Below are 11,173 nucleotides of genomic sequence, written 5' to 3'. Positions count from 1 at the left end.
GATGAGCGTACGCGTCAGGAACACGTCGGCGGCCGAGGCGCCGCCGCCACCCCCGGCCAGGGCCGACGGCACGCCGTACGCCTACGAGGTCATCGACGGCTGGTGGCGGATCTACGGCGACGAGCCCGCCGAACTGATCACGGAGCTGATCCCCGGCTATGCCGGCACCCTGGAGGACAGGGAACGTTACGCGCTCGCCGCCGCGGCGCGGCTGCAGGCCGGGCTGGCGGCGGCAGGACGGTTCGGCGACTGCACGGACGGAGAGCGTGAGGTGATCCTGACCGACCGCGCGCGGATGCCCCTGGTCGAGCACTGGACCGCGGCCGTGCCGCTCGTGCTCGTCACCACGCTCTGCCCGCCGCCGAGGCCCACCGGGGAGATCGTCTGGATCGACCCCACGGACGACCTCTCCTTGTTGTCGAGTCTCGGGCGGGCGGGGTTCGTCCAGGTGAGCGGCGCATGAGCACGCTCAAGGTGGTCGTCATCGCCTCCGGCACGGTCATCGGCAGGGTGACGCGGGCCGGGGGCCAGGTGGAGTACAGCTCGGCCGACGTCCGGTCGTTGATCGAGGCGATGGCCGCCGCGCGGGAGTGGAGCCCGGCCGAGGCGTTCGACGGGTTGCGCGGCTGGAGCGACGGCTACGTGGAGATCGTTCCGGAGATCTCGGTGGCCAGGGTCTTCGACGGGGTCAGGGACGGCGTGCCGTACTTCCTGCCCGACCGTCCGCGGGTGCGGGACCCGCGGCTGGTCGACTACCTGAGGGCCGGCGCGGCCGTTCTCTCCACGGCGAATCTCGACCTCGATCGGCTCGACCCGGCGCGCGGCGCGGTGGTGCCGCTCAGCTTCCGGACCGACGGCACCTGGGTCTGGACGGACACCGTCACCTACTACCTGGAGGAGCACGGCATCCGGCCGGACGAGGAGCTCTGCGCGCACATCGTGGCACAGGACTTCCGATGTCCGGCGGTGAGCCAGGCCGTCGCCGAACGCACGCTGCGGGAGCTGCGCCGGTCCTCTGCGGGTTAGCCGATTCTGCCGGAGACGGCATCGCCCGGGTCGTTGCCCCAGACGTCGTCGTCCTCGTGCAGCCAGGTGCTGTTCTCCTTGTCCTCCGACTCGTGCGCGCCCCCGCCGGACATCGGCATGAACGGCATGCCGCTGCCGATCGCCGACGCGGACCTGGAGGTGAGCGGAAGGCCGCCCGGACCGGTCAGCAGGTTGCCGCCGACACCGACACCGGTGCCGTTGCCGCTCCCGGTGCCCGTGAACGGGTTGGGGGAGCCACCCTTCGGGACGGACGTGTCCGAGCCCCAGCCGGCCGGGCGCTGGAAGTCCTCCAGGGTGGTCTTCGAACCGGGAACGTCCGGCAGGCCGCCCATGCCCGGGGTCCCGGCGGCGGTGTCCGGGCCGGCGCCGCCGCTCGGGTACGCGCCGGTCCGGTCGACGCCGTCCGGGCCGCTGCCGCCCGAACCCGCGACGCCGGGGTAGGTTCCGTCCGGATCACGGCCGTCCGTGCCGGGAACGTCGGTCCCGGACTCCGGGGAGCCGCCGCCCGTGTCGAGGGTGTCGTCCGGCACGCCGGACGGGCCCGTGTCGTCGGACGTGATGTCGTCGAAGTCGACCTCGTCGGCCCTCGGGTCGCCGCCCGGATCCTTGTAGGGGGTCGGATCGATCTTGTAGTCCTCCTTCTCACCGCCCGGACCTTCGTCGGCAGCGGGGACGGTGGGCGGCTTGAGGTCGGGCACGACCTTGCGGAGGCTGGCCGGCAACTCCTCGAAGACCTTGCGCAGGTCATTGTTGAGCAGCCGCAGGTGCTGACCGGCGAGGTGGTTCTGCGAGCCCAGTTCGAGCCCCTTGTCCATCGTCATGTACACGCCGGGGAAGTCGTCGTCCCAGGTTCTTCCGTCGGATTGGCTCCAGGCGCCGAACTTGTGGTTCACGAAGTTCTGGTGTTCCTTGAGCCGCTTGGCGAGCCCCTCCAGCGGCCCGCTCATCGCCCTGAACTTCGCCGCCAGCTCGCGGATGGTGGCGTGCAGGGTGCGCAGCGACTGCTGCGCCTCCACCGACGAGGCCCCCTCCCAGTACTTGGCCATCTGGGTCGCCCCCGAGACCAGGGTCTCGTTCATCGAGGTGAGCCGGTCCGCAGCCATCCGGTAGGTCGCCGCCGCGGTCTCGAGGGTCTGCGGGGTGAGCTCCGTGATCAGGTCCTTGACCGCCGCCACGCTTTGGTGGGTGTTGACGGAGAAGGACACGCTCCCGGCGGGGCGCATCGCGTGGTCGGCTGTCAGGTCTCCTGCCATCCCATGTCCTTGCTCACCGCGATCGCCGCGTCCGCCCGCTTGTAGTTGCCCGCGCCGGCGTCGATGAGCGCGAACGCGAGCGCCAGCTTCTGGTTGACCTCGTGGTACACCTGGGTCAGCCCCTGGTGGCTCTGCTTCAGGGTCGCGGCGAAGTTCCTGCCGCCGTCCCAGCTCTGGATCCTCTCCAGTGGCTCGGCGAACGTGTTCAGCAGCTGGCCGAGCTGAGCCACGTCAGGACTGGACCCCTGGCCGGCGTTCCTGGGCGACCGTTGTCCGGTCGGGTCGCTGCCGTAAACCTCCGGCAGCTTCTCCCAAAAGGCGTTGGCGACCTTTTCGAGTTCGGTGGAACTGTATTCGACGCCGTCCCTGTCGGCGACCAGACCCGGCCAGCTCTGCTCCAAATGCCAACCATTGTCGGTTGGTGCCATGACAGCCTCCCGCATGTGGTTGATCAAGGAGCCTACTAGTCTCCTCAGCCGTATAAAAGCGTGATATCCACCCTCGTTAAATTTCTTTCGGAACCTGCGTAACATTGTCCGTCATGCAGACCCGAAAGGATCTCTATCAGGCGCACAAACTGATGACCCAGCGCCTGGGACTGGCACTGCTCCAGGGCGAGCCGGACCTGCCCGAGTCCCCCATGCGGCGGTACAACGTGGCGACGTTCGCCGGCATCCTCCTGCTGGTGCTGATCACGGCCGGGTTCGGGATCTGGGGCATGCTCAGCCCCGGCGGCGCCACCAAGCTCAAGGAGGCGGGCCAGCTGCTGGTCGAGGAGGAGACCGGCGCCTCCTACGTCTACAACCAGAGCGACGGCAAGCTCCAGCCGGTGGAGAACTACGTCTCCGCCAGGCTCCTGCTGGACAGCCAGGAGATCAAGGTCCGTACGGTGTCGGCGGAGTCGCTGGCCGGCTTCGCACGGGGGCAGAAGGTCGGCATCTCGGGCGCGCCCGACTCGCTGCCGAAGCCCCAGAAGCTGGTCAGATCTCCCTGGACGGTCTGCGTGGTCGAACAGCAGGACGCGACAGGGGTCCGCCGTCCGTACGTCACGCTGCTGGGCGGGATCGACGTCGGTGGCACGCCGGTGGGCACCGACGCGCTGCTCGTCGACGACGGCCAGCAGAACTGGGTGTTGTGGAACAACTACCGCATGCTGGTCAGGAGCCCGCGCCGGCTCACCGACCAGGCGCCGCGCCGCGTGCCGATCTCCTGGGTGAACTCCATCCCCGCGGGCCCGGACTTCGCCGCGCCGGCGATCGCGCAGCGCGGCAAGCGGGTGCCGGGTCCCGGCGGCTCGCCCGCGCGGGTGGGGCAGGTCTTCACGCCGGCCGCCGTCCCGGGGGTGCCGGAACGCTGGTACGTGCTGCTCGCCGACGGCCTCACGCCCGTCACCCACACGCAGGCGACGCTCCTGCTCCAGGACCCGGACACCAAGATCGCCTACGGCCGCGGCCGGGTACGCCCGATCGCCGTGGACGCCGCCACCGTCAACGCCGCCAAGATGTCGGCCCTCCGCCTCCTGGGCGGCGGGCTGCCGACCACCATGCCGCGCTTCCGCGCCCCGTCGGCGGACGCCCCCCTGTGCGCGGTGTACGCCGACACGGTCAGGGGCTCGGTCCGGGCACGGCTGACGACCGGGGCGACCTTGGCCATTCCGAAGCCGCCGAGCAGCGGCAACCCCGACCGCGTCGACCAGGTGCTGCTGCCGCCCGGCGGCGCGGCGCTGGCAGGTCAACTCTCGGGTGAAGGCCAGATCGACGCCATCCACGAGTACTCCCTCATCACCGACGAGGGCAGACGATTCCGGCTGGCCTCCCCCGACCTCGTCGGCACGCTGGGCTACGACGCCGCCCAGGTGGCGCCGGTGCCCGCGCATCTGCTGCGGCTCATCCCGGAGGGCCCGCTCCTGGACCCCGCCGCCGCGCGGAAGCCCGTCGGGGAGACGTCGTCCGAACGCCTCCCCGGCCGGTCCTGAAGCCCGTCCGCTCAGGTGCGGGGGAGACCGGCCTGCGTGTCCTGCTTGGGCACCAGCGAGTGGGTCTCCACGCTGTACTCGAGCGCGGCGGTGCTGAACTCCGGCAGGTCGCCGGACTTCAGGGTGTCGAGCTCGTTCGGTATGCCCTTCATCGTGGGGAACAACTTCCCGCTGGCCTCGGACTGCTGGACGGCCTGGTAGAACAGGGTGCCGAGGACGGTGACCGCGATGCCGTGCTTGATCAGCACCTTCCTCACGGAGCCGACCGCGGTCCGGGCCAGTCTTATCTGGATCACCTCGCCGAGAGGGCTGGTGAAGACGTTGCGGCGGACATAGAACAGCGTCCACGCGACAGCCATCATGAGACTGGCGACGCCGACGCAGGTGATCGCTCCCGCGTAGTACAACTTCGCGCTCTGGTCGACCGCCTCGCCGGTGGCGTTCCGTGTCGACCTGAGCGTGGCCAGGGATTTGGTGAAGTCCGCGTAGGCCTCGTCGAACTTCTCGCGTGCCGTGCCCTCCCAGGTGGTTCCCGTGCCCGTGACCGTGGCCTGCAGTTGCTTGAGCTGTTCCTCCAGCGCGGCCAGTTCGGAGGTCGTCCCGCCGTTGTCGGTGGTGCGCCAGGTCTTGGACGACCCCGACATGCGCCCCGGATCGGAGGTCATGAGCCCGATCATGGCCACTATGTAGAAGGCCCAGGGACGTCTGATCAGGACCGTCGCGCCCGAGGCGATACCGACCGCCGTGATGTACAGGCCCTTGCCCTCCTCGTAACTCATCTACGTCTCCTTGCCGATGATCTCGGGAGCGATGTCCTCGTCGTCCTCCCAGACGCCCTCGTCCTCCGACAGCAGCGAGCCTTCCTGCCGGTCGCGTTCGTCGAGGCCGTTGCCCGAACCGGCCATCGGCATCATGGGCATCATCGGCATGCCGCTGCCCATTCCCCCGGACGTGCCCATGCCGGGCACTCTCGGACCGGCGGCGGCGCCACCGCCCGAGCCCGCGCCGTTGCCGGTCGGCGACCCCCAGGTGGTCCCCGGCCGGGTGCTCAGGTCGGTCAGGTTCGGGTTCGGCGTCCCGTTCAGGGCCCTGGGGTCGTACGACGACAGGCCGGTCGTGTCCTGCGGCGAGTTGATCGCCGAGTCGATGTCGGGGACCTTCATGTTCGGATCACCGGCGCCGGACAGGCCGGAGTCCGGCCGGTCGATCCCCGGCAGGTCGGTGCCGGGAAGGTCGCTCCCGGGCCGGTCGGCGTCCGGCAGGCCACCGTTGGGCGGGTCCGTGCCGGGCAGCTCGGTATCCGGCCGGTCCGTGACGGGCAGGTCGGCGTCCGGAAGGTCGCCGTCGGGCAGGTCGGCGTCCGGCATGTTCAGGTCCGGCGATTCGGGCATCTTCGGGGTCGGCACTCCGCCGCCGGTCGGGTCGTACTCCTGGTCCTTGCGGTACAGGCCGGCGTTCTCCTCCTCGGCCTTGTGGTAGTTGGCGTCGGCCGCCTTCAGCGCGGCCTGCCAGCTCTGCAGCGCCTTCTTGCCCCGCTCCAGGGCGGTGGACTGGGCCGAGATCGCCCTGTCATGGGCCCTGGTGAGCCCGTAGCCGATCACGCCGAAAGCGGGGAAGGGCACCCCCATGTGGCCGGACTTGGCCCGCAGCGCGTCGATGATCGCGGTCTGTCCGTTGATCTGGCCGCTCGCCGCGTTGAGCGCGCCGTCCGTGAAGGAGATGCCCGACGACGGCAGCGGCACCTGGGTGCTCATCGGGATGCCGTACTGGCCGTAGGGCTGCTGCCCGGTCGGCTGCGCGCCGGCGCCGTTCTTCTGCTGGTCGCTCACCTGATCACCGGGTCCGTCACGTCATGGTTGCCGTTCCAGGCCGACCTGTCCTCCGACAGGTAGGTGGTGCGCTCCAGGTCTCCGCCCGCGTCCCCGATCGGGCCCGCGCCGCCCGTCATCGGGAGGAACGGCGTGCCGGACAGGCCCGCCGCACTGCCGCCGCGCATCACCCCGAGCCGCCCGCCGGGTGTGTACGCGCCGTTCGGCGAACCGATCACCGACGGCACGGGCTGGTTCGTCGCGACCGGCGCCGCAGTCGTGTTGGGGGTCACCACGAGAGGTGGACGCTCGCCGACCGTGGGCTGGTAGGCCGAGCTCTCGGTCCGGACCGGGTCGGCCTCGGGCGTGGCGTCGTCGAGCTCGGTCCTGTCCTGGGCGCCGATCACCGGCGGGGTGGTGCCGTCCTCCGTGCCCGTGCCCGTGCCCGTGCCTGTGCCTGTGCCGGTGTTGCCGGCCTGGTCGCCGGGGTGTTGGCCAGGTGTGTCCCCGCCGGTGGGCTGGTCTCCGCCGGCGGGCTGCTCGCCGGGGGGCGTCCCCGGAGCGGCGTCGTCCTCGCCGTCCGGGGGGATCTGGTCCGGCGCGCCCGGGTCGCCGGCGCCTGTCGTGCCCCCCTCGCCCGTGCCCGTCCCGTCCGGGGCGCCCGCGCCGGTCGTGGGCGACTCGCTCCCGCCCGTCCCGCCGTAGGCGACGCTCGTCGTGGCGAGCGGGCCGCCCGGGACCGTGACGGCCGGCAGCTCGTAGGTGATGTCGTACGGGACCGAGCCGAGATGCAGGTCGCGGATCTTCTCGTTGAGCTTCCGCAGCGCCGCCTGCGCCCGCATGTTCTCCAGCAGGGCGACGGCGTTGGCCTCGTCGTCGCCCTGCCGGTCGAGCCCGTACAGCGCCCGGTGGACCCGTACGACCTCCTGGACGTCCGGGTCGTTCTTGTCCAGTTTGATGCCTTCGACCTCGGCGATGGCCACGGGGATGGAGTCGGCGTAGCCCTCCAGGCTGCGGCCCATCTCCGCGAGTTTGTGCGCCAGCTCGTTGCCGGTGGCGTACAGGAGTTCGAGCGCGATGCGGGCCCGGTCGGCGTCCGGCCCCTTCCAGATGGTGAGGATCCGGCCCGCTTCGTCCTCGATCCCGACGACCGCGTTGAGGACCGCCTCGGCCGTGCTGATGTAGGTGGATCCGGCGAGTTTGACCAGGTCCGGCTGTGACGTCGCCAGCAGGCGCTGGATCTCCGCCTTCGGATGGACCTCCGTCTCGCCGGAGGGGACCTGGTCGCCCCGGAGGACGAGCGTCTTACGCCTGGAGCCGGCGCCGGCCATGGTCACCCGCCCTCGTTCCGGGTGTCCGCCTCGGCGTGGTTGCCGGCGCTCGCCTCGATCGCGGCGATGACGCTCTTGTACGCCTCCACGAACTCGGCGTAGACCTGGCCGAACTTCTGCCCCGCGCCGTCCCTGCCCGCGGTCGAGCCGAACACCTTGGCGTCGATCCACTCGCCGAACTGGGCGGCGCCGGGCTGGACGTCGGCCAGGGTGCGCCCGCTGGCGCCCGGCTTCTCCATGGCCTGCAGATTCTTCGACAGAGCCTCGGCGATCGACCGCATCACGGAGGGTTCATGCACCCTGCCGTCGCCCTGGAACTTGTCGGCCGTGTGCGCCGGGATGCCCAGCGGGTCGGTTCGTGGTTCGGGTTCCTGGTTGCCCATCGGCTCACCCCTGCTGATACGAGACCCCGGTCACCACGTGGCCGCGGCGACCGGGAGGCGGAGGCGCGTCAGTCCGTCCAGATGGCGATGTTGCGCCGCTCGGCGGCCTCGTAGTTGCCCTTGGCGATGTTGACCGCGGTGGCGGCCTCGAAGAGCTGCCTGCCCATGGCCCGTTCGTGGGCGTCCCACTGGTCCTTCTTGGTGTTGAAGAACTGCTCGGCCTCGCCTTCCCAGCTGGCGGCGAGCTCCTTCTTGATGTCGGCGAACAGGTCGTCGGTGACCTTGTCGAGCTCGGTCACGACCTTCTTGAGCTCCTCGTAGGCCTGCTCCATGCTGCCGAACTTGACGTATGTGTGATCATCGGGAACGGTCACTGGGATCTCCGTGGCGTCGGCCGGCTAGTTGCTGTTGATGACGTTGTCGATCCGGCCCGTGAAGCCGTCCCTGGCCAGGGACCCCGACAGCTCCATGTTCTCGTCGGCGGCGTTCCGGTAGACCCCGGCGCCCATGTTGAGCCGGTCGTGGATGTCCTCAAGGATCTTGATCACGGCCTTGAACTCGACGTCCCACTCGTCGAGGGCGTGGCTGAACTTCTGGGCCGCGCCGCCCCGCCACCCCTGAGTGGTCAGGTCGCCCTTGATCGTCTGAACGCGCTGGCGCATGCCTTCGATGTACTGCGCGGTGTCCTCGCAGTACCCGGCAGCGTTGGTCAGCTGCGTCGGACTTGCTCCGTACAGTGCCACTGGACCTCCGAGTGGACATTTCCTTGTCTCGCATACCGGTTGGCCGACATGAATAAGGCGAACCCTTGCGAAACAACATCGACTCGCATGTTAACCACCACCCGTCCCAGCGATCACAACCGTCCGGTCGCCGAGAAGAAATCTGCGCTCAATGCCAAAACATTCTGCGCTCTGTGCTAAAGACGCGAAGAACCCGGCATCACAGGATTGCCCCTCGGACAAATCGCCTTTCGACTCCTTCGGAGCTGAAGAACGTGAGAATCACGAAGAGAATGGCCGGTGCGGTCATCGCGACCGTGCTCGGCACGACGGCGGTCCTCACCGCCACCACCGCCTCGGCGTCCCGCCGGGCGGCCGAGACGCCCGCCGTCGTCTGCGGCCCGGGGTACACCGTCCAGCGCCAGGCCGCGTTCGCCGGCGGCGTCGCCTACCTGCTGTACAACCCCGGCAAGCAGAACGCCTGCGCGGTGACGTTCAAGACCAAGGACGTGGGCACGCGCGGCATGGTCTGGTCCGCGGTGGACGTGAAGGGCGCGGGCGTGGTGAAGAACGAGGAGATCACCCCTCTGCACACCGTGCCGGTCTACCACGCCGCGCCGACCGGGTCCTGGGTGAAGTTCTCCGACGGCGTCAGGACCGCCGACTCCGGCGGCGCGTACGAACGCATCGGCTGAGACCCGCGGGCGGGCCCGCGACGGCCGACCTGTACGGCTGACCGTTCACGCGGTTAGTGTTTCTGATCATTTGGGCGGGTCACAGGCTTTGGGGGCGCGGATGGCCGAGTTCGGAAGCATCGACAGCCTTGTCAACTGGACCACGGCCGAGGACTCGGCGGTGACCGAGCGCATGTCCGCCACGGTCGTCACGAGCGACGGAGACACGGGTGAGCCCGGACAGGTCGCTCCTCTGACGGCCGTCGCCGGCCTCGGACAGGAGCCGTACGCCCAGGAGGTCGCGGACGACGGCGAGCACCGGCCGGACGACGGCGCCGTGGAGCCGGGGAACCCGGGCGACCTCGTCGAGATCTCCGGCGACGGCACCCCACCCGAGCCACACGATCCGCCCTCCACCGACCCGACGGCCCCCGCCCGCGAGGACACCCCGGCCACCGAGGACGACCCGGCCACCCAGAGCCCGCCCATCCTGGAAACCAGCCCTTCCGACTCCACCCCCTCGGATCCCTCCCCCGACCCCGAGACGCCCACCCCACCCGGCGACCCCGAGACACCCGGATCGACCGCGCCGGGGCCGCCCGCCGACTCCGAGGGCACCGGCACCCCCGACGCCGAGCGCCCTCCGTCGCCCACGACCCCCGACCGTCCCGAGGGGACCCCGTCGTCCGGAGAGCCGACGCCCGACCGGCCGGCCGCGACCACCCCCGAGGACACCGCGAAGGCGCCCGACGTCGCGAAACCCCCCACGGCCACCACCCCCAAGACGGACGACCCCGAGAAATCCCCCAAGGCGACCACCCCGGCGGGCGGCGGCGGCGGGATGCCGAGCGGCGCGACCCCGGACCCCACCGCCGCCACCCCCACCACCCCCGCCGCCGCCGCGAACAAGGACGGCTCAGGCAAGGAACGCCCCCAGGACCCGAAGGCGACCGCGCTGAGCGACGGCGGCGTGTCCGGCGACTGGCGCAAGGCCCGCCCGGAGGCCATGGAACGGCTGGGCCAGAGCCTCGCCCCGACGCAGGCGGGGGGCACGCACACGCCGGGAGACCGGTTCAGGGCGGTGGAACGCATGGTCAGAGGCGCCACCCCCGGCTTCCCGGGCTTCGGCCTGGTCGGGAAGTTCGCCTTCGACGGCGCCTACGACGCGGCCCGCAACTCCGCCGCCGACTACCTCAAGCACGCCAAGAACCAGCTCGGCCGCTGGCAGACCCAGCTCAACGAGGGCGCCAAGGTCATCAGGGACGCCAACGCCAAGAGCACGCCGAAGAAGTAGGGACCATGGACCAACACCGCAACGGCACGAACCTCTACACGATGGCCGTGGCCTTCTGCAACGCGGGCGCCATGATGAAGACCAACGTGGCGCTCTCCGTCGTCTGCAAGATGTGCGCCGCGCTGATCGGCACGATGTTGTCCAGCCCCGAGGACATCCGCGGCACGGCCCACGAGGTGCGCGCCGCGACGCACGAGGTCGAGCAGGCGAAGGAGAGCGTACGGCAGCTCATCGCCGGGGTCTCCAGCCAGGACTGGGAGCAGATGGCCCGGCCCGAGATGGAGAAGGTGGCCGAGAGGTTCACCCTTGAGGTGGCCAAGACCGGCGGCGTGTACAAGGAGCTGGCCCACGCCCTCGACCAGCTCGCGAAGCTGTCCCAGACGGGTGCGGTGTCGTCCGTCACCCTGGGCGGGTTGTTGCTGGGCCTCTCGGCCGCCGGGCACTTCTTCCCGGGCAGTCCGCTGGCGGCCTCGGCGGCCGTGCGGGCGCAGGGGGCGCTCAGGCGGTTCCTGTCCAAGATGCTCGTGGCGTACGGCGCGGCCGCCACCCTGGCCTGGGTGGCGAGCGGGCTGATGTCCGCTTTCAAGGACACGGGCATGTCGGAGGCGGTCACGCTCACCGGCAAGGACGCGCCCGCCTTCGAGCAGGTCGTCATCGCCGACCTGCCCACGCAGCGCCCGGCCTAG

At 70.4% G+C, this 11,173-nt stretch carries 14 protein-coding genes; 6 read left to right on the top strand and 8 right to left on the bottom strand.

Annotated features, from left to right (window positions below; all coding sequences use genetic code 11):
- The first annotated feature begins 1 nt into the window (after position 1).
- Complete coding sequence (locus tag AB0J97_RS26765; protein WP_364092966.1) at positions 2 to 463, top strand: hypothetical protein; 462 nt, start codon at positions 2 to 4, stop codon at positions 461 to 463.
- The gene (locus AB0J97_RS26760; RefSeq protein WP_364092964.1) at positions 460 to 1,026 is read left to right on the top strand and encodes a hypothetical protein; all 567 of its coding nucleotides are present in this window, start codon (positions 460 to 462) and stop codon (positions 1,024 to 1,026) included. The genes AB0J97_RS26765 and AB0J97_RS26760 overlap by 4 nt, the downstream gene beginning before the upstream one ends.
- On the opposite strand, the gene AB0J97_RS26755 is transcribed toward AB0J97_RS26760, so the two are convergent.
- Positions 1,023 to 2,300: a WXG100 family type VII secretion target gene (locus tag AB0J97_RS26755; RefSeq protein WP_364092962.1), complete on the bottom strand. Its 1,278-nt coding sequence runs from the start codon at positions 2,298 to 2,300 to the stop codon at positions 1,023 to 1,025. The genes AB0J97_RS26760 and AB0J97_RS26755 overlap by 4 nt on opposite strands.
- The gene (locus tag AB0J97_RS26750) at positions 2,285 to 2,755 is read right to left on the bottom strand and encodes a hypothetical protein (protein WP_357701784.1); all 471 of its coding nucleotides are present in this window, start codon (positions 2,753 to 2,755) and stop codon (positions 2,285 to 2,287) included. Before AB0J97_RS26750 ends, AB0J97_RS26755 begins: the two co-directional genes overlap by 16 nt.
- Before the next feature lie 86 nt (positions 2,756 to 2,841).
- Here AB0J97_RS26750 and eccB point away from each other — a divergent pair, with 86 nt between their 5' ends.
- Positions 2,842 to 4,275 carry a type VII secretion protein EccB gene (gene eccB / locus AB0J97_RS26745; protein WP_364092960.1) on the top strand — a complete coding sequence of 478 codons (1,434 nt, stop codon included), beginning with the start codon at positions 2,842 to 2,844 and terminating at the stop codon, positions 4,273 to 4,275.
- Positions 4,276 to 4,286: 11 nt separating this feature from the next.
- Here eccB and AB0J97_RS26740 read toward each other — a convergent pair whose 3' ends face one another.
- From AB0J97_RS26740 to AB0J97_RS26715, 6 genes are all read right to left on the bottom strand, one after another.
- Positions 4,287 to 5,054 (bottom strand): WXG100 family type VII secretion target, encoded by a 768-nt coding sequence (locus AB0J97_RS26740; RefSeq protein WP_364092958.1) that lies wholly within the window; start codon positions 5,052 to 5,054, stop codon positions 4,287 to 4,289.
- Entirely contained in the window at positions 5,055 to 6,104 is a 1,050-nt protein-coding gene (locus AB0J97_RS26735) for a hypothetical protein (protein WP_364092956.1), read from the bottom strand.
- Positions 6,101 to 7,420, bottom strand: a complete 1,320-nt coding sequence (locus AB0J97_RS26730; protein WP_364092954.1) for a hypothetical protein — start codon at positions 7,418 to 7,420, stop codon at positions 6,101 to 6,103. Before AB0J97_RS26730 ends, AB0J97_RS26735 begins: the two co-directional genes overlap by 4 nt.
- A complete protein-coding gene (locus tag AB0J97_RS26725) occupies positions 7,417 to 7,797 on the bottom strand; it encodes a hypothetical protein (RefSeq protein WP_364092952.1) in 381 nt (126 codons plus the stop codon). The genes AB0J97_RS26730 and AB0J97_RS26725 overlap by 4 nt, the downstream gene beginning before the upstream one ends.
- Before the next feature lie 68 nt (positions 7,798 to 7,865).
- Positions 7,866 to 8,171: a WXG100 family type VII secretion target gene (locus AB0J97_RS26720; RefSeq protein WP_357701773.1), complete on the bottom strand. Its 306-nt coding sequence runs from the start codon at positions 8,169 to 8,171 to the stop codon at positions 7,866 to 7,868.
- Positions 8,172 to 8,195: 24 nt separating this feature from the next.
- Entirely contained in the window at positions 8,196 to 8,540 is a 345-nt protein-coding gene (locus AB0J97_RS26715; protein ID WP_364092949.1) for a WXG100 family type VII secretion target, read from the bottom strand.
- 254 nt (positions 8,541 to 8,794) lie between these two features.
- Between AB0J97_RS26715 and AB0J97_RS26710 the strand changes: the two genes are divergently transcribed.
- From AB0J97_RS26710 to AB0J97_RS26700, 3 genes are all read left to right on the top strand, one after another.
- A complete protein-coding gene (locus AB0J97_RS26710) occupies positions 8,795 to 9,214 on the top strand; it encodes a hypothetical protein (protein ID WP_364092947.1) in 420 nt (139 codons plus the stop codon).
- Between the two features lie 100 nt (positions 9,215 to 9,314).
- Positions 9,315 to 10,487 (top strand): hypothetical protein, encoded by a 1,173-nt coding sequence (locus tag AB0J97_RS26705; RefSeq protein WP_364092945.1) that lies wholly within the window; start codon positions 9,315 to 9,317, stop codon positions 10,485 to 10,487.
- 5 nt (positions 10,488 to 10,492) lie between these two features.
- Positions 10,493 to 11,173: a hypothetical protein gene (locus AB0J97_RS26700; protein ID WP_357701765.1), complete on the top strand. Its 681-nt coding sequence runs from the start codon at positions 10,493 to 10,495 to the stop codon at positions 11,171 to 11,173.

This window comes from Nonomuraea sp. NPDC049607 (assembly GCF_040675375.1).
In the GTDB taxonomy this organism is placed as follows: domain Bacteria; phylum Actinomycetota; class Actinomycetes; order Streptosporangiales; family Streptosporangiaceae; genus Nonomuraea.
Note: the sequence above shows the minus strand (reverse complement) of the source record. Positions and strands in the feature narration are given on the sequence as shown.